The 24,170-nt window shown below is 62.4% G+C and carries 21 protein-coding genes; 14 read left to right on the top strand and 7 right to left on the bottom strand.

The features are described 5' to 3' along the window. Positions 1–195 precede the first annotated feature (195 nt). The 5 genes from QZT63_RS00290 to QZT63_RS00270 all read left to right on the top strand — a co-directional run bounded on the left by QZT63_RS00290 (position 196) and on the right by QZT63_RS00270 (position 6,895). Positions 196–2,130: a putative nucleotidyltransferase substrate binding domain-containing protein gene (locus QZT63_RS00290; protein WP_290647665.1), complete on the top strand. Its 1,935-nt coding sequence runs from the start codon at positions 196–198 to the stop codon at positions 2,128–2,130. 54 nt (positions 2,131–2,184) lie between these two features. Then, entirely contained in the window at positions 2,185–2,460 is a 276-nt protein-coding gene (locus tag QZT63_RS00285) for a DUF4212 domain-containing protein (RefSeq protein ID WP_290647664.1), read from the top strand. A 12-nt stretch (positions 2,461–2,472) separates the two neighbouring features. Then, positions 2,473–4,239: a sodium:solute symporter family protein gene (locus QZT63_RS00280; RefSeq protein WP_290647663.1), complete on the top strand. Its 1,767-nt coding sequence runs from the start codon at positions 2,473–2,475 to the stop codon at positions 4,237–4,239. A gap of 156 nt (positions 4,240–4,395) precedes the next feature. Then, positions 4,396–5,421, top strand: coding sequence for a DUF294 nucleotidyltransferase-like domain-containing protein (locus tag QZT63_RS00275; protein ID WP_290647662.1), 1,026 nt, complete (start codon positions 4,396–4,398; stop codon positions 5,419–5,421). Positions 5,422–5,431: 10 nt separating this feature from the next. Further along, on the top strand, positions 5,432–6,895 hold the full coding sequence (locus tag QZT63_RS00270; protein ID WP_290647660.1) for a DUF294 nucleotidyltransferase-like domain-containing protein: 1,464 nt from the start codon (positions 5,432–5,434) through the stop codon (positions 6,893–6,895). A gap of 5 nt (positions 6,896–6,900) precedes the next feature. On the opposite strand, the gene QZT63_RS00265 is transcribed toward QZT63_RS00270, so the two are convergent. After that, positions 6,901–7,155 (bottom strand): hypothetical protein, encoded by a 255-nt coding sequence (locus QZT63_RS00265; RefSeq protein WP_290647658.1) that lies wholly within the window; start codon positions 7,153–7,155, stop codon positions 6,901–6,903. Between the two features lie 348 nt (positions 7,156–7,503). On the opposite strand from QZT63_RS00265, the gene QZT63_RS00260 reads away from it, so the two are divergent. Continuing rightward, positions 7,504–9,618, top strand: coding sequence for an exonuclease domain-containing protein (locus tag QZT63_RS00260; protein WP_290647657.1), 2,115 nt, complete (start codon positions 7,504–7,506; stop codon positions 9,616–9,618). A gap of 43 nt (positions 9,619–9,661) precedes the next feature. Here QZT63_RS00260 and QZT63_RS00255 read toward each other — a convergent pair whose 3' ends face one another. Then, positions 9,662–10,096 (bottom strand): Rrf2 family transcriptional regulator, encoded by a 435-nt coding sequence (locus tag QZT63_RS00255; RefSeq protein ID WP_290647654.1) that lies wholly within the window; start codon positions 10,094–10,096, stop codon positions 9,662–9,664. A gap of 298 nt (positions 10,097–10,394) precedes the next feature. Between QZT63_RS00255 and fdxA the strand changes: the two genes are divergently transcribed. The 3 genes from fdxA (at position 10,395) to QZT63_RS00240 (ending at position 12,957) form a co-directional block, all read left to right on the top strand. Then, positions 10,395–10,718 (top strand): ferredoxin FdxA, encoded by a 324-nt coding sequence (fdxA, locus tag QZT63_RS00250; protein WP_290647652.1) that lies wholly within the window; start codon positions 10,395–10,397, stop codon positions 10,716–10,718. A 40-nt stretch (positions 10,719–10,758) separates the two neighbouring features. Beyond that, a complete protein-coding gene (locus QZT63_RS00245; protein ID WP_290647651.1) occupies positions 10,759–11,484 on the top strand; it encodes a 5-formyltetrahydrofolate cyclo-ligase in 726 nt (241 codons plus the stop codon). Between the two features lie 219 nt (positions 11,485–11,703). Then, positions 11,704–12,957, top strand: a complete 1,254-nt coding sequence (locus tag QZT63_RS00240) for a DEAD/DEAH box helicase (protein ID WP_290647649.1) — start codon at positions 11,704–11,706, stop codon at positions 12,955–12,957. 102 nt (positions 12,958–13,059) lie between these two features. On the opposite strand, the gene QZT63_RS00235 is transcribed toward QZT63_RS00240, so the two are convergent. Both QZT63_RS00235 and QZT63_RS00230 read right to left on the bottom strand, forming a co-directional pair. Beyond that, entirely contained in the window at positions 13,060–13,521 is a 462-nt protein-coding gene (locus QZT63_RS00235; protein WP_290647647.1) for a hypothetical protein, read from the bottom strand. Between the two features lie 213 nt (positions 13,522–13,734). Next, a complete protein-coding gene (locus QZT63_RS00230; protein ID WP_290647645.1) occupies positions 13,735–14,385 on the bottom strand; it encodes a LuxR C-terminal-related transcriptional regulator in 651 nt (216 codons plus the stop codon). 483 nt (positions 14,386–14,868) lie between these two features. Here QZT63_RS00230 and QZT63_RS00225 point away from each other — a divergent pair, with 483 nt between their 5' ends. Then, complete coding sequence (locus tag QZT63_RS00225; RefSeq protein WP_290647643.1) at positions 14,869–15,489, top strand: response regulator; 621 nt, start codon at positions 14,869–14,871, stop codon at positions 15,487–15,489. Here QZT63_RS00225 and QZT63_RS00220 read toward each other — a convergent pair whose 3' ends face one another. Both QZT63_RS00220 and QZT63_RS00215 read right to left on the bottom strand, forming a co-directional pair. Further along, on the bottom strand, positions 15,490–17,058 hold the full coding sequence (locus QZT63_RS00220; RefSeq protein WP_290647641.1) for a PAS domain S-box protein: 1,569 nt from the start codon (positions 17,056–17,058) through the stop codon (positions 15,490–15,492). It lies immediately after the preceding gene. Positions 17,059–17,596: 538 nt separating this feature from the next. Then, positions 17,597–18,043 carry a YaiI/YqxD family protein gene (locus QZT63_RS00215; protein WP_290647639.1) on the bottom strand — a complete coding sequence of 149 codons (447 nt, stop codon included), beginning with the start codon at positions 18,041–18,043 and terminating at the stop codon, positions 17,597–17,599. A gap of 140 nt (positions 18,044–18,183) precedes the next feature. Here QZT63_RS00215 and QZT63_RS00210 point away from each other — a divergent pair, with 140 nt between their 5' ends. The 4 genes from QZT63_RS00210 (at position 18,184) to QZT63_RS00195 (ending at position 21,870) form a co-directional block, all read left to right on the top strand. Beyond that, positions 18,184–18,486, top strand: a complete 303-nt coding sequence (locus tag QZT63_RS00210; RefSeq protein ID WP_290647637.1) for a hypothetical protein — start codon at positions 18,184–18,186, stop codon at positions 18,484–18,486. Next, complete coding sequence (locus QZT63_RS00205) at positions 18,487–19,962, top strand: DASS family sodium-coupled anion symporter (protein ID WP_290647635.1); 1,476 nt, start codon at positions 18,487–18,489, stop codon at positions 19,960–19,962. A 244-nt stretch (positions 19,963–20,206) separates the two neighbouring features. Beyond that, positions 20,207–20,596, top strand: a complete 390-nt coding sequence (locus QZT63_RS00200; protein WP_290647633.1) for a DUF3775 domain-containing protein — start codon at positions 20,207–20,209, stop codon at positions 20,594–20,596. Between the two features lie 473 nt (positions 20,597–21,069). Further along, entirely contained in the window at positions 21,070–21,870 is an 801-nt protein-coding gene (locus tag QZT63_RS00195) for an alpha/beta hydrolase (RefSeq protein WP_290647631.1), read from the top strand. A 143-nt stretch (positions 21,871–22,013) separates the two neighbouring features. Here the strand turns inward: QZT63_RS00195 and QZT63_RS00190 are convergent, their stop codons facing one another. Beyond that, a complete protein-coding gene (locus tag QZT63_RS00190; protein ID WP_290647630.1) occupies positions 22,014–24,149 on the bottom strand; it encodes a S9 family peptidase in 2,136 nt (711 codons plus the stop codon). Positions 24,150–24,170 lie beyond the last annotated feature (21 nt).

The following is a 24,170-nucleotide window of genomic DNA, read 5'->3' as shown; positions in this document are numbered from 1 at the left end:
CTCGCCCAGCCCACCCCTCGCCGAATCACCTGCTATCTTGTAGAGTGTGGGCGCTGTGCGTTGCCGTGCGATGTTTTTTTCTGCGGTGACCATTTGCCGAAATCGATGCCGAAATAGGGCTGAAAATCTGGATAAGCAAAGCTCTGGCACCGGTCCAGCGTTGGAGTCCCACACCCCGACGGCCTAGGGAACAACGTGAACACGACAGACCAGAATAACGCCGGGCTGAATGGCGAGGCAGGTGAACTTGCACCCGTCGTGGAGTTTCTGCGCCGCCATCCGCCGTTCGACAGGATGACACTCCGGCACGTGCAAGAGATGGTCCTGCGCCTTGAACTCCGGCATTACCCGAAGGGCGCTCGCATTGCCGAGCCGGCCAGCGGACCGGCTTCACGGCTTTTCATCGTCCATCGGGGCTGCGTGCATGGCGGAATTGCAGAGGGCGCGACCGAAGAAGAAGGGGAGACCTGGGAGCTCATGCCCGGTGAATGCTTCCCGGTGGGTGCCCTGCTCTCCCGTCGCCCGGTGCGTCATGTCCACGAGGCCGTCGAGGATACCGAATGTCTCGAGCTGGAGTGGCTAGATTTTACCCAGCTTCTGGAGATTTCCCCGGAGTTCAACGAATTTTGTACTCACCGGCTCTCGACACTGCGCAATAGCATGCAGCGGGAGGTTCAAGCCGATGCATTGCGCGGGCTCGGGGGTGACTCCTCGCTGAACATTGCTCTGTCAGAGCGGGTGCGCAGGCCGCCGGTCACTTGCAGCGCGGATATGCCTGTTCGCGATGCGCTGCAATCGATGGCAGCGGCCCATGTCGGCAGCATCGTGGCAACGGATGCGCACTCGCGCCCCATCGGGGTCTTCACCTTGAAGGATCTACTCACCCGGGTCTCGTTGCCGGGAGTGAGCCTGGACACCCCCATGGAAGCGGTCATGACGCCGGATCCCGTCTGCGTACCCCGCTCCAGCTTTGCGTTCGAGGCGGCCATGATCATGGCCCACCACGCCATTCATCACGTGTGCGTGGTGGATCGAGGGCGCCTGGTCGGCGTCGTCTCAGAACGTGACCTGTTCTCTCTGCAGCGCGTGGGCCTTGTGAACCTGAGCAAGAGCATTGCGCGCGCAGAGAGTCTCGAGGCCCTCTCGCAGCCGCTTGGCGATATCCATCAACTGGTCGACCAGATGATCGCCCAGGGTGCGCGGGTGGGGCAGATCACGCAAATCATCACCCTGCTCAATGACCAGATCACGCGGCGGGTCATCGAGCTGTGCATGCAATCCGCCCGGGGCCTGCCGGATGTGACGTTCGCGTGGATCGCCTTTGGCAGCGAAGCGCGCCAGGAACAGACGCTTAAGACGGACCAGGACAACGGCGTGCTGTTCCAGACGCCGGAGGGCAGCACCGCGGACGCTGTACGCACGGCGCTGATTCCAGCGTTTCGCCAAGTGAACGAGGCCCTGGACCAGTGCGGCTACCCGCTGTGCGAGGGCAACATCATGGCCAGCAACCCTGAGTGTTGCCTGAGCTATGAGGAGTGGCAAGGGCGCTTTACGCGGTGGATCGACCAGGGCACACCGAAACACCTCCTGCAGGCGTCGATCTTTTTCGATTTCCGCACGATTGACGGCCCGCACGAGGACACGGAGCACATGCGCTACTGGCTGCTGGACCGAACGGCACGCAACAGTCGCTTCCGTCGCCAGCTTGCGGCAAACGCCCTGCAGTTGCGCCCGCCGCTCGGCGTGTTCCGCTCATTTCGTGTAGAGTCCCGCGGCGAATACCGCAATACGCTGAACCTCAAGCTCAACGGCGTCACGCCGTTTGTGGATGCCGCGCGGATTCTCGCTCTCGCCCATCGGATTCCAGCTACAAATACCATGGAGCGGCTCCGCATGGCGGCCGATGCCCGCGTTGTGGATCCGGGTGACGTTGCAGCATGGGCGGAAGCGTACGATTATATACAGATGCTGCGCATGCGGCGTAACCAAGAACAGCGTGCGGCTGGCGAGGCACTCAGCAACCGCATCGACCCAAGCGAATTGAACGAACTCGACCGACGCATTCTGAAGGAGGCGTTCCGAGAAGCGAGAGCATTGCAAAACAAGATCGAAAGCGATTATCAACTCTGACCACAGCAAAACCGTCGTTCCATTCAACACCGTTCCGTTACAGGAGGAGAGTCCATGGCTAATGGCAACGAAACCCAGGCGGAGGAGAGAACCCGCTACTGGCGCGCCAACCTGAAGATCATCGGCGGCTGTCTTGCCGTCTGGGCAGTGGTGTCATTTCTATTGAGTATCGTGCTCGGCCCTACGCTCAACGCCTTTCACCTCGGTGGCTACCCGTTGGGGTTCTGGCTCGCCCAGCAGGGCTCGATTTACGTCTTTCTCATTATCATCTTTTTCTATGCCTGGCGCATGAACAAGCTTGATATAGAGTTCAACGTCGACGAAGAGTAAGGGGCACGATAAATGACGTTACAAATCCTCAGCCTGATCGTTGTGGGCCTGACCTTTGCCCTTTACATCGGCATTGCCGTGTGGGCACGCACAGGCAGCACCAGCGAGTTCTACGTCGCCGGCAAGGGCGTCAACCCGGTCATGAACGGCATGGCCACGGCCGCCGACTGGATGTCGGCGGCGAGCTTTATTTCCATGGCCGGCCTGATTGCCTTCCTCGGCTACACGGGTGGTGCCTATCTCATGGGGTGGACGGGGGGCTACGTCCTCATGGCCCTGTTGTTGGCGCCTTATCTGCGTAAGTTCGGCAAGTTCACGGTGCCGGAGTTCATCGGCGACCGGTTCTACTCGAAGGCTGCGCGGGTGATCGCCGTGATCGCGCTACTGGTGGCGTCCATCACGTACGTCATCGGACAGATGCGCGGTGTCGGCATTGCCTTTTCCAACCTGCTGAACGTGCCGCTCACCGCCGGACTCATATCCGGCATGGTTGTGGTGTTCCTCTACGCCGTGTTCGGCGGCATGAAGGGCATCACCTATACCCAGATTGCCCAGTACGTGGTGATGATCTTCGCCTATACCGTCCCGGCGATCTTCATTGCCCTGCAACTCACGGGCAACCCGCTGCCGCAGCTGGGGCTGGGCTCAACGCTTGCCGGGGAAGAGACCTACCTGCTGGAGGCCTTGGACAATACCCTGGTCGACCTCGGGTTTGATCCGTACACAGGGGTCGCGGGCATGAGCATGACAAACATGTTCCTGCTTACCCTGTCGTTGATGATCGGCACCGCCGGGCTACCGCATGTCATCGTGCGGTTCTTCACGGTCCCCCGCATCCGTGACGCCCGCAAGTCCGCCGGTTGGGCGCTGCTGTTCATCGCCCTTCTCTACACCACGGCCCCGGCGGTGGGCGCCATGTCCATGTGGAACATGATCGACATGGTGCAGCCGGGTGAAGTGGGCGACCCGGAGGGCAACATTGCGATAGAAGACCTGCCGGAGTGGACGGACCGCTGGCAGGAGACCGGTCTGCTCGGGTTCGAGGATAAGAACGAGGACGGCCGCATCCAGTACTACAACGAGGACAACGAAGAGTTCCACCAGATGGCCCAGGAGGAATGGGGCTGGGAAGGCAACGAGATCGTCACCCTGGACCGTGACATCATCGTCCTCGCCACACCGGGCATTGCCAACCTGCCCAACTGGGTGATCGCACTCGTTGCCGCAGGGGGTATCGCAGCTGCACTGTCAACGGCAGCGGGTCTGTTGCTCGCCATCTCATCGGCGATCTCCCATGACTTGCTGAAAGGCGTCTTCATGCCTCGAATCAGCGAAAAACGGGAGATGATGGCGGCACGCATCAGTATGGCGGCGGCAATTCTGCTCGCCGGCTACCTGGGGCTCAATCCACCGGGCTTTGCGGCGGAGGTGGTGGCACTCGCCTTCGGTTTCGCGGCGGCCAGCTTGTTCCCGACCCTGATGATGGGCATCTTCTACAAGAAGATGAACAACTACGGGGCAATTGCCGGCATGCTGGCTGGTCTCTTGGTCACCGCCCTGTACATCTTCATCTACAAGGGCTGGTTCTTCATCCCGGGCACGAACATGCTCCCGGACCAAGAGGCGTACTGGCTGTTCGGCATCGGCACTGGTTCGTTTGGTGCCATCGGTGCGCTGGTGAACTTCGTCGTCGCCTTTGTGGTCGCGAAGATGACCGCACCGCCGCCGCAGCACATCCAGGATCTGGTGGAGAGCGTCCGCGTACCCCGCGCCGATTAAGGGGGAAACGGCAGCGACCGATGGTCAGGGTCGCGGGGGTGTTACCGGTCAACCGCCGGACACAACCGCACCCTGCCCTTGGGAAAGCCGCACGAGGGGCCCGCCACTGGCGGGCCTTTTTTTACTTCGGCCACGGTGAGGACCTGGACAGTGCGTATGAATCCCCTCTTCCAGCGAATTTTCCGGTGTGAATCGGTGGACGAGCTGTCGGAGGCCGCCATCGCCCTCCCCCACCTGCAGGGCCGGCTCGTGGATGTCGGACTGGCGGGTCCCCAGCAAGGGTTGGTCGTGACAGCCGTGATCGACGCGCTGACCCAGCGGCTGATCGAACTGGGCGAAGCTCACCTGGGGCCCGCCCCTGGTGCCTACGCTTGGCTCGCCAGCGGTTCTCAGGGGCGCCGCGAGCAGACATTCCACACGGATCAGGATAATGCCCTCATCCTGGCCGACGACCAACCCCGTGGCGCCGACGCTTGGTACCAAGCACTGGGCACCTATGTAACGGACGGGCTGGCGGCGTGCGGTATCAGCCACTGCCCGGGTGGCGTCGGCCCGCAGCATGCCGAATGGCGTCGTTCCGTCTCCGGCTGGCGCAAGGCCATCACCGCCGTCATTCGCACACCGGGCGTGCGCGAGGTGATGGTGGCATCGCACTACTTTGACTGGCGATGCATTCATGGGGAGGCCTCACTGTTCCCCGGCATCCGCCGCGCGGCCGCGGACGCGGCGGCCAGCAGCAGCCTCTTCCTGGCGCGCGTCGAACAGAACGCGCTGCGTGGCGAAGCGCCGCTGGGCGCCTTCCGTCGCCTGCGAGTGAAACGCCGAGCCCCGGACCGGGGCACCTTCAACCTCAAGCAACAGGCAATGCTCCCATTGTCTCAGCTGGCACTGGCCTACGCGCTTAAGGCGGGCGTGGTGGCGACCAACACGGTGGATCGCATCACCGCTGCCGCTGCCGCTGGCCTCATCCCGCGGGCACAGGCGCGTGATCTGCAGCTCGCACTGGAGACGGTCACCGGGCTGCGCGCGCGTTTCATCGTTGAGGCGTTTCGCCGTGGCACAGCCGCAACGAATCGCATCGATCCGGCGGTGTTGTCGGAACTCGAACTCGCGCACCTCAAATCATCTCTGGGTGCCATCTGCCACGCACAACGTGCCCTGCGCCAGGGCCATGCGCTATAAGGGGGGATCCATGCCCGCGTATCTTGCTTTGTTCAACCGCATCACCCAGGATGCCATGCGCCCGGTACGCACGCGCTGCGAGGCCCGTACACCGTGCGAATCGGTGGTGCGTCAGCTGGCCGACACCGGGGAAGAGTGCGCGGTCATCGTTGACAGGAACGGCCACGTACAGGGGCTGCTCACGCTTCAGGGTATCGCGCGCCATGTTGCGTGCCGAGTGGGCGGCGATATGCCCGTCGCCCGGGTGATGACAACCTCTCCGTATGTCACAAGGGGGGAGGTTCCCCTTTACCGGGCACTGGCGGAGATGGACGCGCGGCACGTGCGACACGCCCCAGTGATCGCGGCCGACGGTGCACTGCTTGGTGTCCTGTACGCCGACGAGGCCCGGCAACTCGCGCTTCCGCGGGGTGTGGCCCGCCTGGAACACTTGGCCACGCCCGCGACCCTGGAGGGGCTCAAGCAGGCCCGGGCCCGCCAGGTGGACATCGCACGCGCCCTGCTTGGGGACAACCCGGACGCCCGCAACGTGCAGCAGGTCATCTCGCGCCTGAACGACGATCTCCATTCCCGCCTGCTGGCACTGGCCATGGACGGTATGGATCAGGACGGTTGGGGGCCGCCGCCCGCGGGTTTTGCACTGATCCTAATGGGTTCTGCGGGCCGCATGGAGAGCTTTCTTGATCCAGACCAGGATAACGGCTTCGTCATCGCCGACTACCCGGACAGTGCGCATGGCGCCATCGATCGCTATTTCGTGGAACTCGCCCGGCGCTTGACGCAATCACTGGACACCGTCGGCATTCCCTTGTGCAAGGGGCATGTGATGGCCACCAATCCGCTGTGGCGGAAAACCCTGTCCCAGTGGCATGAGCAGATTCGGGGATGGCTGCGTCGCCGGACAGAGCAGGGGTTCCTGCAGAGCAATATCCTGCTGGATTGCCGTGGGGTTGCGGGCGAAGCGGGGTTGGCCGCTCAGCTGCGGCACGACCTGACTCACCAGTTGGCGCGGTCACGCACCTACCTGCGGGCACTCACCCTGAACGAATCGACACGAGACGTCGGATTGGGATGGTTCGATCGCTTGGTGACCGAGTCCGGGGACAGCTCCCACGCGGGGGAGATCGATCTCAAGCGCCACGGCATCATGCCCATCGTGGAGGTCGCCCGTTTCTACGCGCTCGCCCACGGCATCGAGACCGCATCAACCCCGGGGCGCCTGCAGGCACTTGCGGATGCGGGTGCCCTCTCCGCCGACGACGCGGATGCCTTGCAACACGCCCATGGTGCCGTTGCCGGGCTGATCCTGCGTCGGCAACTGGATGATCTGTCGCGGGAGCGCCCTCCAAGCAAGCACGTCGACCCGAGGACACTCACGAGGCGGGAGCGGGAGACGCTGGTGGCAAGCCTTAAAAACGTGCAGGGGATGGTCAGGCGCCTGAGCCGGGACCTTGTGGGCGCGGATATGGGCTAAGCCGGCTACGGCTTGTTGCCTTCTTGCTCCTGGCGGGCTTTACGCATCGCCAAGAGCACGAAACGAACGTTGTAGGCAAGACCAATGGCCAGCGTCAGTCCGCCTGTGATGAAAAAGAGAATAAATAGGTCCGGAATACCGAGCAATTGACCGCTCCAAAGCGCAACAATGCTGATAACGGCCATCGGGATGCCGATTTTCATCAACAAACGCAGCCACGAATCACTCGAGACCCTTTTCACGTCCTCCCCCGCGTCCATCGACCGCTCCTACCTGCTTCCACACGGCGCCTATATACTAGTCAGCGCGTCAGCGCCATTCAAGAGTGGTGCTGCTGCCCCGTCCTCTTGTCGCCACGCCGCCCCACCTGAGTGACCGCGCATGAAAACCTCGGTGGCCTGTGGTACGTTTAGGCCATATGAGACCGGGAGCCGGGGGCTGGTGGGTGTTCTCGCGCCCACGCCGGCACCCACTCGAGCGTTGGCCTGAGAGCCCCATCCGCACCGCTTAGCTGCAGGAGACAACCGATGCGCTGTTCCGCTCCCACCGCTGGCAATGCGCCGGACATGGTCCCCCTGCCTCCGACGACACGCGTCTGACACGCCGGAATGCAGGCACAGCATCAATTCGCGCTGATTTTTGTTGTCTTGGCACTGGTCGCCGGCGGGGTGACAGGCGTGGCCGTGCATATCGTCACGCCTCCGGAGAGCGATACGGCCTTTGCCGGTGCCTTGCTTGGCGGGCTGAGTGTCGCCACGCTGGTGCTCATCGCCTGGTTCGTGCTCGATCGGCTCATCATGCGGCCAGCACGAAAGCTGGTTCGCGGCATTCGGGCCCTGCTGGAATCCCGCTCACCGAACCAGTCACTGCCCCTGCCCCGTTACCACGCCTTGGGCAGTCTGCCCGATGCCACCGTCGAATTGGCCACCGCCCTGAAGGATTCGCGCCAGGAAATCCGGCAAGCGATGGATCGCGCCACGGCGCAGGTCGAGGAACAGAAGACGTGGCTCGAGGTGATCCTGCAAAGCCTGAGCGAGGGCGTGCTGGTGTGTAACCGGCGGCATCAGATCCTGCTCTACAATAACGCCGCAGTCTCCATTCTGGGTCTGCCGGAAGCGATCGGGCTGGGGCGTCCGCTGTTCAATATCCTCTCCAAGGCTCCAGTCCAGCACACGCTGGAACGACTGGAACGGCATCACGGCGACGGCGTCTCGGAGGCCGCGGAACTCACCGCGCCCTTCGTGTGCAGCAGTGCCGACGCCCGGCAAATGCTCCATGCCCGCATTGCATTGATTCTGGACCAAAATCGGGCGATCACGGGACACCTGATCACCCTGATTGACATTTCCGAGGATGTCGCCCTGCTCGCCCGCGGCGATGCCATCCGCCTCGCCCTGACCCGGGACCTGCGTGGCGTGGTGGGTAACATTCGGGCGGCAGCGGAGACGCTCAACGCCTATCCGGACATGACAGCCGAGGAGCGGCACTCGTTCGACGACGTCATCCTCAACGAGAGCGAGACGCTCAGCCGCCGCATTGAAGAGCTCGGTCAGGAGATTCGTGGGCAGCTACTGGGCCGCTGGCCAATGGCCGACCTGTTCATCAGCGATCTGGTGAGTTGCGTCCAGGAACGGCTGCGGGACCTGCCGAGCGTCCAGGTGAACCTCGTGGGGATGCCATTGTGGCTGCACGGGGATAGCCTCTCGCTCATGCAGGCCCTGGATTGTCTGATCCGGCAGCTTCACGAGGAGACCGAGGCAAGCGAATTCGATATCGAATCGCTGCTAGCCGATCAGGCCATCTATCTCGAGGTGCGCTGGGCGGGGAAACCTTTGTCCGCGGACGGGCTGGAGGCTTGGCTCGACACCCCTTGCGACGACGAGGCCAGCGGGCAGCGCATACGGGAGGTGCTGGAGCGCCACGAGTGCGAGCCCTGGAGCCAAGCCGGCCGCGGCGAGAACCAGGCCGTGGTGCGGCTGCCCCTGCCGACGCCCACACGACCCCAGTTCTTTCCGGAACCCGAGCGGCTCCCGGCTCGCCCGGAATTCTACGATTTCGGTCTCATGCAGCGGCACGCCGATGACGAGGAACTTGCCGCCACCCCGTTGCGGGATCTGTCATTCGTGGTCTTCGACTGCGAAATGACCGGACTGGACCCCATGGGCGGCGATGAGATTATCGCCATCGCCGGGGTGCGGGTCGTCAAGCACCGGGTGCTCACTGGCGAGACGTTCGAGCGGTTGGTCAACCCGGGTCGGCCCATCCCTGAGCAATCCGTCCAATTCCATGGGATCACCGACGATCAGGTACAGGACAAACCGGCCATCCAGCTCGTGCTGCGGCAGTTCAAGGACTTTGTGGGCGACGCGGTGATGGTGGCCCACAATGCCGCTTTCGACATGCAGTTCATCAGCCTTAAGCAGCACGAAAGCGGCGTGGAATTCGATAATCCGGTCCTGGATACGCTGCTGCTGTCATCCATGCTCGATGGCGACGAAGAAGACCACTCCCTGGACGCGCTCTGCGAGCGCTACGGTATCACCATCAGCGGCCGCCATTCTGCTCTCGGGGATACCCTGGGCACGGCGGAACTTCTCGTGCGTATGATCGACCGCCTGGAAGCCAAGGGGTTCGAGACCTTCGGTGAAGTCATGAAGGCATCGAACATGGCGGCCCAGATTCGCCACCGCTCCGCAATGGTGGCATCGTCGCAGCACATCTGAGCCGCTCGCGACGTGATCCGCTACCCCGACGCGCCCGTCGTTCCTATGCGGATCGGTTCAGGCGCTGCAATTGACCGAGCGTCTGCGTGTTCCCGAGAAGATCCTGAAGGGTGAAGGTGTTGAGCTGATTGATAAAGGCCTGGCGCGCGCTGTCAAACACGGTCTTCAGGGAACAACCTCCACACAAGGGGCACGGTTGGCGGTCGCAATCGACGATGGCCATAGACTCTTCCATGGCAAGGACGACATCCCCGATGGGGATTGACGCTGGTTGCTGACCAAGTGTCAGCCCACCGGCACGCCCCTTGGTCGTGATCAAATAACCATGCTGCGCGAGTCGGTGGACCACCTTGCGCAGATGCTCCAGGGAGATACCGTACGCCTGCGCGATTTCCCGCATGGTCACCCGGCGACCGCCGTGCGCGCCGGCGTACATCAATACCCGTAGACCGTAGTCCGTGTGATAGGTCAATTCCATGAACGGTTGACTCCGCCGCGGCCCGATCAGGCCGGTGGTGGCTCCGCAACGAGCCGGCTCAGGCACATTCGCCGGAACTCCGAGCCTCGCCCGAATGGTAACGAGGCCGATGCCACAGCACCAAAAGTGCCTCGCCTGTCGATCGAGGCCCGGGACTCGGTTGCCTCATACAATGTATATAGTATACATTATTTGACTGTGGGCATTTGTCGCCCGTAATTTTGCCACACGTATTGCCATGTCTCAGCGCCGGTGGGCATCCATGAGCTGCGCCCTCGGCTGGATTTCGGGAGATATCATGACCTACGTCGTCACGGAGAACTGCATCAAGTGCAAATACACGGACTGCGTGGAAGTCTGCCCTGTGGACTGCTTCCACGAGGGCCCCAACTTCCTGGCCATTGATCCGGACGAGTGCATCGACTGCACCCTGTGCGAGCCCGAGTGCCCGGTGGAGGCCATCTTCTCCGAGGACGATTTGCCTGCGGCACAGTCGCACTTCCTGGAGCTCAATGCGGAGTTGTCGCGGCAGTGGCCGGTGATCACCCAGCAAAAGGATCCGCCCGGGGACGCAGAGGAATGGGAGGATGTGCCAAACAAGCTTCAGTGGCTGGAGCGCTAGTGCCCTGTAACCGAGCCCCGTCAGCTGCACAAACACAGTCGTGAGCACGGTATTCATGGCTCAGGCCACGGTCAGTCAGGGGGCGACACCACCTCAGCGTTCCTCCCTGACAGGGTCGGCGCGCGCCCAGCGCTTGCGCCGACGGGCTTGGATCGTCTACAACAGCGCCATGACCGATACTCACTCTGACAGCGCAACACGCAAGCGTGAGGTGCGCGAATCCGCGCTGCACCGCCGCGGCCAACTCGCTGAGGCTGCTCATGCCTCGGCCAGTGCGCGGATTCGCGAACAGCTCCTGGGGCTACCGGCACTGCAGGCGGCCCGGCACGTATTCACGTTCATCTCTTTCGGCAGCGAGGTGAACACCCATCCCCTGATCGACGCCCTGCTTGCCGCTGAGTACCGCGTTGCCGTCCCCCGCATTATGGACGCCACAACCATCCGCGCCGTTCCCATGACGGGCTGGGGTGATCTGGAGGCCGGCCGCTGGGGGATACTCTCGCCGCGCCACACGACCTCCGCCCCCGGACCGTTCGATGTGTGCATCATTCCCGGGGTGGCATTCACCGAGGCCGGGGCACGCCTGGGTCATGGGCGCGGGTACTACGATCGCTGGATGGAATCGAATCAGGTTGGCACGTGTGTCGCGATCGCGTTCGAGTGTCAGATGGTGCCCACGCTACCAATGGAGCCGCATGATCGCCCAGTGGATGTCATTGTCACCGAGCAACGCGTGATCACCCCGCCTCGACACCGCCCCCAGTGATAACAGTGGCGCTGTTTATCCCTCCCAATGCGTGTTACTCTGCGCTCCGCGTTGTACCCGCCGCCTTGTTCCCGCACCCGTCGTGCGCCGGTTTCCTAAGCTGGCCGGTCCCCGCTGCTCATCGCGGACTGTTTTATGCCAGGGTCTTTCCCCGATAAGCGACTTAATCCGGGCTCCACCGGAGTCATTGCCCTGGCTGCACAAACAGGATAGTCATTGATGTCATTCGAGAGTCTTGGGGTCCGTGCCGACCTTCTGCGCGCCGTGGTCGAGCAGGGTTACGACACGCCTTCACCCATTCAGATGCGCGCTATTCCCAGCGCCCTCGCCGGCAAGGATCTGTTGGCCAGCGCCCAGACGGGTACCGGCAAGACAGCCGCCTTCGCCCTGCCGCTGCTGCAGCGGCTTTCAGCCACCACGCCGACGAAACCGCGCCGTGTGCGCGCCCTCGTCCTCACTCCAACCCGCGAGTTGACGGTCCAGGTGACTGAAAGCGTGCGAACGTACGGCCGCCACTTGCCGGTGAAATGCACGGCCATCTATGGCGGTGTCGCCATCGGGCCGCAGATGCGCGATCTGGGGCGGGGCACGGACATTCTCGTGGCCACACCAGGCCGGCTGATGGACCACATGCAGCGCGGTACCATTAAGCTCGATCATGTCGAGGTCCTCGTCCTCGACGAAGCGGACCGCATGCTGGACATGGGCTTTCTGCCCGCCATCGAGCGGATCGTCAAAACACTGCCGCGCGAGCGTCAGACGCTGATGTTTTCCGCGACATTCTCGGCGCCCATCAGCAAGCTGGCCAACCGTTTCCTGCACCAACCGGAGGTGATTGAGACCGCTCGCCGGAACGCCGCTGCCGCGGCGGTGGAGCAGACGGCCTACATGGTGGACCCGGAGCGCAAGCGCGAGCTGCTCTCTCATCTAATCGGTGCCGATGATTGGAGTCAGGTCCTGGTTTTCACGCGCACGAAACGCGGTGCCGACAAGCTCGCGAAACAGCTGGAGCACGACGGTATTCGGGCCACGGCCATCCACGGCAACAAGAGCCAGGCAGCGCGGAGCAAGGCCCTCAAGGCGTTCAAGCACCATTCGGTGCGCGCCCTGGTGGCCACCGACGTGGCGGCGCGGGGCATCGATATCGACCAGCTACCTTATGTGGTCAACTTCGACATCCCCAGCAATCCGCAAGATTACGTCCACCGCATCGGGCGCACGGGGCGGGCCGGTCAGGACGGTGCTGCGGTATCGCTTGTTTGCGCCGACGAGGCGCGGGATTTCGCAGGTATCCGCAAGCTCGTGGAGACCGACATCCCCGCCGAGATCCGGGATGGTTTCGAGCCGACCAACAAGAGAGCAACCACGCAGCCGAAGCGCTCAAGCCGCAACACCAATCAGCCCGGCGCGCCACGGCATCAGCGCAGCAACAGTGGTGCGCGTAGCGGTGGCCGGCAACGCACTGCCAGGTAAAGGTATAGTGAATTGCCTGCGGGGCGCCTGGGACACCCTGTCCCGCACGCCCCGCAGGTAGACTAATTTGTTCGGCAAACCGTGGCGAGTTCGCGTTTTCGATTACCGGGCGGCAACCTCATCGGCGGGGCTGCTGTCGACTGTGGCGGATTGTTGCTGCGTTGACTGGGTATGCGCCGAACCCGTGTCACCGTTCGTCATGGCCCTCATCGAGGAGACCTGGAGTTGTTCCATGAGGTCCAGCCAGCGTTGATTCGTGGTCTGGGCAGCCTCCATGAAGCAGCTGAAGAGTTCCGGCTGAACGGAGATCATCGCCGTCGGCTCACGGTTTTCCGCGGCCTTCGCGAAGGTCTTGTTGATCCTGTCACCTGTTTTTACCAGATCATCCACCTGGGCCCGTGACGCGTTCTGCATCACCTCCTGCAGCTCGCTGGTGAGCTCCTGCATGCGCTGCATCCGTTGCTCAGCCTCCTTGATCGCCGTCGTCCACGACTCGGCAAATGCTGTTAGATCGACCGGCGTGGTCTTGGATGCGGCTTGCTGGGGCTGCTTGCTGTTAGCCATCTCGCGTTGTCTCCTGTCTCGCGGTATTGCGATTGATTTGCATGGCGACCGTCTACTGGCCTGCGATTGGTCCTTGAACAATCGGGCCGGCACGGCAACCCGATTCTTGGGGGACCAAAGTACCCTTTTGCCGGATCGCAGCCCATTCGGAATTACCGGAAGTCCAGTCATGTTGTCCCTTAACGCATGATGGCCGTACTCGCGGATGCGGCGTCAAAACGCCCCGACGTTTTTGATCTCCTCCTCAACCAGGTTGGCCTTGATAGCCATTCGAATCAGGTCGCACAGGCTTGTCGCCTGGGTCTTTTGCATGACCCTGGATCGATAGACTTCTACAGTCTTCGGGCTGATCTGTAACGCGCTGGCGATCTCCCGGTTCGACAAACCTCTGACCAGGGCGATGGCAACGTCGAATTCTCTGCTTGTCAAGTCAGAGAAAATCGCCCGCAGGTCCCGTCGCCGCTCGCGGCTCTGTGATGCGTTGCGGGCACGGCGTTGTGCATCATGCACCGCATCCAGCAACATCTGCCCGTTGAAGGGCTTCTCCAGTACATCCGCGGCCCCACTCTTGAGCGCCTCGACAGCGGTGGGCACGTCGTTTGGCTCCAACAGCAGGATCGCCGGGGCGTTAATACCGTATAGTGGCAGCTGCTGAATGAAATGCGCTCCCGCCACCCCGGCTGTCCCAACATCGGCCAGCACACACTGCCAACGAGAACTGAGGGCTCCTTTCGCCCACAACGCATCGGCCGAGTCAAACCACTCGGCGTCGATATGAACGGATGACAGAAGTTGCCGGAGGCTGGCCAGGATCTCGGGATCCTCCTCGACGACAGCGATGCTCGGCTTGGCAGTGGCTTTCATGGCGACCTCTCCCCCTAGTGTCCTGTAACCGGAATGTCTAGGATCGTTGAGGTACGTGGAACCCCGCACATGCAGGGTATGCAGTCTGGACGCTATCCCCACAACATTACCACGGTATCGCCCATTGCGGCTGCGAACTTCCACAACTGGACTACGGTTATCCCTAATATCTGGCTTGGCCCTGGGTTTGTATGCTATGTAGTCGGGCATACCGTCGGCGAGCGATCGAGCGGTTTTCCCACCATAAATACTACAAGACGCGAGGAGAGGATGGAGTATGAGACCAGTCTACAGGAATACGACGACGAACCAGCCACGCCTGGTCCGACACGCGCTGTTTTCGGCATGGCTGGAGTTTGCACGCACGCTTGACTGGTCTTCGCAAGCGAGCCAGCAGTCGACAGTGCTCGCTTTCAGCGCACTGCAGCGAATCTTCCGTGCGGCGCGCGAGGCTTCCCCAGATGGTGGGAGCCCGGATCGTTCATGAGTCAGGAGCCCATCGTCTACGTTGTCGACGATGACCCGATGATCCGGGAGTCCATCGAAGCATTACTGAATTCCAAGTCGATCCTGACCCGTGCATTCGCTGATGCCTCGGCGTTTCTCGAGGCGTACGACCCGGAGACCCCGGGTTGCCTGATCGTGGACGTGCGTATGCCGGGAGCAAGTGGCCTGGACCTGCAACGGGAACTCCAACGTCGCGGGCAGGTTATTCCCGTCATCGTCATCAGTGGCCACGGCGATGTGCCCATGGCCACGCGAGCCATCAAGAGCGGGGCGTTGGATTTCATTCAGAAACCATTCGATACGAACAAGCTGATCGCGCGAGTCGACGAGGCGCTGAAACAGGACTCCGAGCAACGCTTCCGCAAGCAGCGCACCCGCACCCTCATTGCCCGCATGGCCCTGCTTTCAGATCGGGAGCGGGAGGTTCTTCTGGGTGTGGTCAACGGGCGCTACAACAAGACCATCGCCACTGAGCTCGGTGTGAGCGTGTCGACCGTCGAGGCCCACCGACGCAACATCATGCGCAAGCTACGGGCACAGACGCTCTATGAACTGATCTACATTGCCGATACCTTCTGGGATAGGCGCAGCCGCTGATCAGCCCTTAACTAAAGCCTCACCAAGAGCGGGCAAACGAAACCTGAACGTGGGGCTCGGGCCAGGTTCCGGAAGCACCAAAACGCCGCCGTGGGATTCAATGATGGAATTGCTGATCGGCAATCCGAACCCCAACCCTCCTGGCTTCGTGGTGAAGAATGGCTCGAGTAGCCGCCGGTGATTGTCGACCGTGACACCGGGACCGTTGTCCGCCACCCAAACCTCAGCCCAGTGGTCGGTATCCTGGAGCGTGGCTGTGCCAATCTCGATCTCCCGAGTGCCGGGCTGCTGCTCCAATGCCTTGACGGCATTCTGGAGCAGGTTCAGTAACACCTGCTGGATCTCGACGGGGTCCGCCATAACCAGCGGCAGTTCCCGCGTCCTGTTCAGACGTAGCTGAATCCGACGCTGCCGCAGCTCCCAATCCACGAACTGGATGGATTCCTTGACCATTGCATTCATGTCAAGCGGCTGGCGTTGGCCGGCGGAATGGCGCGCAAGGCGTCGCATGCGCTGAATGATCTGACCCGCGCGTTGACCTTGTTGCACCACATGGTTCATGAGCTCCCCCACCCGGGTGCCGTCGCCCGCCAAGTCATTCCCCAGGAGGTTACGGCAGGCTTGAGCGTAATTGATCACGGCCGTGAGCGGCTGGTTGATTTCATGCGCCAGACCGCTTGCCATGCCGTCCAGAGTCGTGAACCGGGAAACACGCGCGAGATGTTGCTGCAGGCGCCACACCTGATCCTCGGCACGCTTGCGCTCGGTGATATCGATCAAGGTCCCCACCGAAGCCGCCTGGCCCTGCAGCAACACGGTCGCCCCCCAGGCAATGACATCCCGCACCGAGCCATCCCGCGCCACGCAACGCACCTCGTAGGGCCGCCCCTGTCTTCCGCCGGCGCGGCTTTCCATGCGTTCCGCGACCATTTCCCGCTGCTCGGGCACCACGAGATCCAGCGGACCCATGTAGCCGATCATCTCCAACGGCTCATAGCCGAAGAGTTCCGCCATGGCGGGATTAACATACAGGAAGGTCCCGTTCTGGTAGACGCAGATCCCGGCGAGGGAGGCTTCCATCACAACCCGGCACTTCGACTCACTCTCGCGCAGTGCCTTCCCCACAGACATGACATCTGTGACGTCGCGGGTCATACCAAACACGGTCTGCACGTCTCCCTGGGCGTCGAATTCCGGGATAATGCGGGCATCGAAGCAGCGTTCACGACCGTTGAGGGAAGTGCACACGTAAAACGCTTCTTCGGCACCCGTTGTGAACACCCTGTTCAATGCCTGTTCCCAGCGGGACACCAATGCTTCGGGTAAGTCCAATTGCCGATGCGCGCGACCGAGGAGTTGCTCCCGCGAGGCTCCAAAGGCACGCACGGTTGCGCGATTGACATAGACGTGGCAAAGCTTCCGGTCGAACCTGGCAATCAGCTCCGGGGATTCCTCGACAACGCGACGAAACATCTCCGATTGATCCGAAGACACCGCCGCCCCTGGGGATGCCGCCTTGGACTCCGCCGACTTAAGACCCTTGCCGCCCAGCCCGTTGAACGAGGTCATCGCGCAAACGCTCCGTCACTGCGGGGCTTCATCCGAAAGGCCCCATTCCGCGATCGCAGGCGCCGGTCAACGGCGCCGGCGCGCAGCTTGTGATCCAGGAGCATCCGGACCGGCGGACGCCCTCCTTCAGGTGCGCTATTCATCGAATCGATGGCGGTTGTCGAACGGCTGCGTGGTGTGCAAAGACGCTGCCTCCCCAATGCTGTAAGACACACACCGCTGTGACGCCAACGGCATGATCCGCCAGCCATCGTCGCGGAAGTACAAGCACCACCGAACGCTCGTCTCTCCGGTCTAATCACAAAGCGGCACTATAGCGTAAGGCGGCGCCCGGTCTCTGAGAATCAGGGAATTCCTTAGTCCGCTTGCGGTCATCCCGCCCGCGCCAGGAGTTGCCGGACGGTGGCTCGGCGAACGATGGCGTGAGTAACCACGCACTTGGGCAGGGTACCATAACCCCGACCCCAGCGACCCTGCAGACGGCTCGTGGCGCTGTGAGTGAATGCGCACGGTCGCGAAGGCGAGCACTAGTGTCCTGTCACCGCCGCTTGGCCAGAAACCTGTCCAGGTTATTGGCAAAGACCTGTCGGTTTCTGTGACTCATTGCCGGTGCGCGCCCCGTATCGATTCCGCTCGCGCGTAGAGTATCCATGAAATCCCGCATGTTGAGACGGGCGCGTATGGTCTCCGTCGAGTAAAGCTCGCCGGCGGGATTGAGGGCATAGGCTCCCTTATCGATGACCTCCGCCGCGAGGGGGACATCGGCAGTAATCACCAGATCATTCGCCTCCAGTTGTTTGACTATTTCATTGTCCGCGACGTCGAAGCCAGGGCTGACCTGGATCCTGTCAATGAACCGTGACGGCGGAATCCAAACTGGCTGATTGGCGACCAGCGTCAGCCGTACCCCCGTGCGCTCCGCGGCCCGGAAAAGGATATCCTTGATCACCCCGGGGCAGGCATCCGCATCAACCCAGATTCTCATGGCCTGTTCCTTCCGCTTGGATAAGTACGAACGTACGAACGCCGCGCAGGCGATTGTCGCCTCTGCATGACCTGCGTCAATCCGTGATCGTCCAGCCTCCGGGATACTGCCACCAACATGCCCGCTAGAGGCCCGCAGCGATGGTCAAGCAATCCGCGCTGAGGCGCTGGCCAGTGCCGGCTGCGCTAGTAACCGCTTACATGTTCCTGGTCATGCTCCCCCTGATACTGGCGGCTGTCCAGGGTCTTGAACCAAGGCCCTGCCACTCCTTTCTATACACTTGGGCCATGGGCGTCGCGCAATCGCTCGATGTGGACGGCCAAGGCTGGCTGCAACTGCCATTACTCCCAGGTCTGGGTGGACTGATCGCCTGGCTCGAACTCCGTCGGCCCCTGTTCCCGCTGACAGCGCATCCGTTCTCTATCGGGTTCGCCTTACGCTAAATGAGACAATCAAGCGCACAACTCAAATGGACGTGGTCCGCCCGGCGGGTGGGGCTGCTACTGGGGCCCGCCGTTGCGATGGGAATGCTGGCCTGGGGCGCCCCCGGAGACCTTGCGGTGCACGCATGGCTGGTCGCCATTTTGGCGCTGTTCATGGCGATTTGGTGGGTGACGGAGGCCGTACCCATTCCAGTCACCGCTCTGCTCCCCGTCGCGGTCCTCCCGGTCTTTGGCGTCGGCACAACGGCTGAAATTGCCGCACCCTACGCCAACCCACTTGTATTTCTGTTTCTGGGCGGTTTTCTCATTGCCCTCGCCATCCAGCGCTGGGACCTGCATCGGCGCATTGCGCTGCTGATCCTCCACTACTCCGGGCAGCGCCCCCACCACGTGGTGGCCGGTTTTATGGTTGGCACTGCCGGGCTGAGCATGTGGGTGAGCAACACGGCGACGGCGGCCATGATGCTTCCCATCGGCCTGTCGGTGGTGGTGGTCATGGAAGGCCACCGTGGCAATGAGGCGAGTGAAGCGCAGCGCCGCTTTACGCGTGCTTTGCTGCTCGGTATCGCATTCGCCGCCAATATCGGCGGTATCGGAACCCTGATCGGGACACCACCGAACGCCATTCTGGCCGCATTCATGGCGGAGACGTACGGTGTTTACATCGGATTCGGCCAATGGATGATGATCGGCGTGCCGGTGAGCCTCTCGCTGCTGGTGCTGTGCTGGTGGATTCTTACGCGCTTGGCCTTTCCACTGGAGCGCACCGCCATCGCCGGTGTGACCGAATTGATCGCGCAAAGGCGCGCAGAATTGGGGCCTATCACGCCAACCGAGCGCCGTGTGCTCGCGGTGTTCGCGCTCACCGCCCTTGCCTGGGTTCTGCGCCCCTTGTTGGAGCATCAGTTTGACGGCGTCAACCTCTCCGACGCCGGCATCGCCATTGTCGGCGCCATTGCGCTTTTTCTCCTCCCTGCGGCTGACCATCATCAGGGCGCCTTGCTGGATTGGTCGAGGACCCGCGAACTGCCTTGGGGCGTCATACTTCTTGTGGGCGGCGGACTGAGCCTCGGCACAGCGATCGAATCCAGCGGGCTGTCCACCGCTGTCGCCGCGCAGTTGATCGGCATGGGGACGTTGCCGATCGTCATGACAATCGCCGCCATAGCCGCATTCACGGTGCTGTTGAGTCATGTGGCCAGCAATACAGCCACGACTGCCATGCTGTTGCCTTTGGTCACCAGCATTGCGGTGACCACCGACCAGGCACCGGCGTTCCTCGCGGTACCCGTGGCATTAGCTGCCTCGTGCGCATTTATGCTACCGGTAGCGACACCGCCCAATGCCATTGTGTTTGGCAGTGAGCGTTTGCACGTCGTGGATATGGTGCGCGCCGGTAGCGGAGTCACGCTGATCGCACTCCCGCTCATTACCGTTGCAAGCCTGCTGCTCGCCCCGCTGGTTCTGGCGCAGTGAAAATCCCGGGCAGACTCGGCGTGCCGGCAGGCCCGCCTCTGTGCTCCCATGGCGACGGCTCGCCGCAAGTCCATCACCATCAAGCGCGTGGCGCGAGCGCGGGCGAGCGGCTTCGCCGCCAGACGGCCACATGGATCCCGGCCGCGGTTGACCTGTATCGATAAGCATGGGAAATACTTGACAAGGGCCGCGTGCGCCGCGCCCCGGCGATGCGGATTCGCGAGCGAGAGAGGAGAAGTGAATCATGCCAACGCTTGACGTCAATCCCGAGACGGTGTGCCATTTAATCCAGCTTGCCCGGGAGTTTCATGCCCAGGAGGCGGTGGTTTTTCCGGACGACCCGATCAGTCCGACCGAGGACTGGCCCACGCAAATTCTTGCGGCCCATGCCAGCGATCCAACGCTGTCCGAGTTCCGCTCGATCATCGCCGACCTCTACCCCGATCAACAAGTTCAGGTGGTGGCCCTGCTGTGGTTGGGACGCGACGATTACACTGAATCGGACTGGGAAATGCTCGTGCAGGACGCAGAAGACGCCTGGAACCCCCGCACGGCGGAGTATCTGATTGCACATCCGCTGCTCGCCGAGCACCTCACTGATGGACTTGAACTGTTGGGCTATCATTGCGAGTAACGGAGATGAAACCAGGCAGGATCAGATGCAACGCGCTGAGGGCAGCGCGCACGCCGGTGAGGCGGAGTGAACTCGTGCGTCATCCAGGGCTTGTGCAGGGGTCACCATCAAGCAAAGCGCTGCATCACGACCGTCGAGGCCGACCACCGCGAACTCGGGCCGCTCAATCCACGCTGTGTGCCGGGAGCGAAAACGGACGCTGAAAGTGAACGCAGCACGGTCAGTCAGCGGGCGCGACAGCCGGTTGCCGCGTCCCTGCGCCGGTGAAAGGACGAGTTGCCTGGCCGCCGCTCACCAGGGAGAACCGGCCTCTCCACTAATCAGTGGGGTTTTTTTCAGCAGCGTCAGTGTCTATGACACAGGGGAAGGAAGCCTGCGGCCGGCTTGAGTCCTGCGCTTTCTCCGCTGGCGGCTAAGCTTACCTCGCAACAATACTGGTCGCAAGATGACGGAGAGCACCCAGGAGGCCTCGAATGCCCACGATCAACATTAACGGAAATGACATTTACTACGAGGACCAGGGGCCGAAGGACGCGCCAGCTCTTGTCTTGAGTCATTCGCTGTTCTTTGACCACCGCATGTTTGTGAATCAGGCGAAAGCGTTCCCCCCCCAGAACCTGCGCGTCGTCTGCTACGACCACCGGGATCAGGGGCGAAGCGGCAGGAGCGCCGAATCCCCCGTCTCCATGGACTCCCTAGCCGATGATGCGGTTGACCTGATCGACGCTCTGGATCTTTCGCCCTGCTATTTCGCGGGCAGCTCAATGGGCGGATTCATCGCATTGCGGCTCGCCGCACGCCGGCCGGACCTGCTGCGCGGCTGCATCGTCATGGCCTCAAGCGCCGAACCCGAATACAGCTTCGACGAATTGCACCCCCTGGTGGAAGGGATTCGCGCCGAGGGTACGGCAGCTTACATCGATCAGCTCATGTACATCATGTTCGGGGACGATACGCTAGCGAACCCAGGCATGGCCGAGGTGCGGGAATTCTGGAAGAGCCACATGCTGAGCCTGGAGCCCGATATCGCCCGAACCGCGGATGGGGTCATCCGCCGGCAAGGGGTGCTCGACGAGCTGCAGGACTGCACGGTGCCCCTGCTCCTGCTCCCCGGGGCGCAGGACCACGCCTACCCGCCGCAACTCTCGGAGAACATTCTCGATGTGGTGGAGAACGGCGAAATGGTGACCATCGCCGGGGCCGGACAGTCCCTCGCGCTGGAGCAGCCTGCGAAGGTGAACAGCCACATCCTTGAGTTCATAAACAATACATAACCCCGAAGCCGGGGCAGCGCCATTGCTTACCCCCTTCCTCCCGTGAGGACTGCGGGGCCGGCTGCAGCGCCGCCGCATCATCCAGCGCAATGGTGCGGCGGCATGTGCCATGGGCAGTACAAAGCCTGCAGCAGCGCGTGTGCTCAGGGCATGGACTGCCCGCCCGCAGGGTCGCCAGGCGTGCAGTGGCGTGCACCAGAGCTGGCTCCATCCTCTGCCGGATTTCGCCCGCGAGAACAGCCGGCTGGACCAGGATTCGGGGGCTCCACCCCGGTGACATCGACCCGCAGGTCCTGCAGACGCGCGGCAATCGGTTCAGGATAGTCGTCCTGCTGACGGCCGCCGATGTGCTGCGCCAGAAAGCGCTCCATACCGGCGATGAAGGCAAGTCGATTGGTCTCGTTCACAAACCCGTGCCCTTCGTCTTCGGCGACCAGGTACTCCACATCATGCCCGGCATCGCGCAAAGCGGTGACAATCTGGTCGGACTCGGCCTGAACCACCCGTGGATCGTTGGCCCCGTGTACCACCATAAGTGGGGCCCGCATTTGCTCCGCGGAGAACAACGGCGACTGCTCCTTCAGCCGCTCCCGGTCCCCGGGGTCGTCCGGGTTACCAACCCGCCGATGCCACTGCACGATGCTCGACTTCCAGTACGGCGGAAACGACTCGATCATGCTGATGATATTCGACGGTCCCACCACCGACACGCCGGCGGCGTAGAGCTCCGGGGTGAACGCCAGCCCGGCCAAGGTCGCAAACCCGCCGTAGGAGGCGCCGTAAATGGCCACTCGGTCCGGGTCGGCAATGCCTTCGTCGATGAGGTGTTGCACGCCGTCGGTAATGTCATGTTGCATGGCGCCGGTTCCCCATTCCTGGTTGCCGGCATTGAGAAACTCCTGCCCGTAGCCGGAAGAGCCACGGAAGTTCGGCTGGAACACCGCATAACCACGGTTTGCGAGGAATTGCACTGACCCGCGGTAACCCCAGGTATCCCGCACCCAGGGGCCGCCGTGGGGGTGCACCACCACAGGCAGCTCCTCACCGTCGGCACCCGGCGGCAGTGTCAGGTAGCCGGGGATCTCCAGGCCGTCGCGGGCCTCATAGCGAATGGGCTCCATGGTGGCCAGATGCTCGCTGGGCAGATCGGGACGCGACCTGTAGAGCGTGTCCAGCTCACCGGCTTCGGCGTCGTAAAGGTAGACCGTTCCCGGATCCGTATCGCGGGACAGGGACACGGTCCAGCGGGACTCATCCTGGGTCATGGAGCTGATGTCCAGATTCCCCTCGGGCAGCAGCGACTCCAGGCGCTCCAGGTGCCCCGCGAACGCATCGTCCTGCGGATAGATCCGTTGATGATCGCCGTGGTATACGGTGGCGAGAAGACGGTCGTCGTCCTCGGAGAAGATCACATGCGCCAGATCGACCTCTCCGTCCGGATCGCTGTGGACCTCTTCTTCCTCTCCGGTTTTCGGGTCAAACAACGCGAGCTTCACCAGATCCCGGTCGTCACCGGCGTTGGTGCGCAGGTAGAGGCGCTGACCGTCCGGGTGGAAGCGGGAGATACCGCAGCTCTCGCCGAAGGCGCATTCGTAGATCGTCTTGAGGTCTTCGCCATCGGCGGTGACCTCGAGTATCTGCGTGCCGCCATCGTCGGTTTGCCGGCTGGCCTTGCGCAGCTCACCCTCATGGAAATGCCAGCTGTGGATACCCTCGTCGTTCTTGGCAACCCGCTCCCGCTCCCCGGTGGCGGTGTCCACCCGGTAGACGTCGTGATATGCGGGATTGCGCACATTCAGCCCGATGAAGATCGTGTCGGGATCCTCGCGGGGCACGTGGTAGATCACAGCGCGCGCGTCCTCGACGTCGGTAAGCTTGCGTGAGGCCGGCATCTTTGCATCCTCCTCGGCCTCGACGAAGGGGTCCACCGCGCGCACCTGGTAGTTCTCGTCGCCCTCGGCATCCTGGACATAGAGGATGGATTTGCTGTCCCGGCCCCAAAAATATCCACCAACCGAGCGGTCGTAGGCCGTGACAGGGCGGGCGTCTTCGAATGGTTCATCGACTCCCTTGACCCAGATGTTCATGGCCCCTTCGAAGGTGCTCAGAAACGCGACCTCCTCGCCATTCGGCGACAACCGCGCGGCCATGTACTTCGGATCCTCGAAAAACCGCTGCATGTCGATCAGCGGCGGCTCCCCGTTGCCCGCGGCCGATGACCCTGCGGCAGAACCAGCAGCAATCAGCCCGACCAGGATCAGCAATCCTCTAGCCCGCATAGAAACTCCTGCTCGTGGTTG

The sequence above is a fragment of the Aquisalimonas sp. genome (assembly GCF_007120195.1).
In the GTDB taxonomy this organism is placed as follows: Bacteria; Pseudomonadota; Gammaproteobacteria; order Nitrococcales; family Aquisalimonadaceae; genus Aquisalimonas.
The sequence above is the reverse complement of the archived record's forward strand: the minus strand, read 5'-3'. Positions and strand labels throughout refer to the sequence as shown.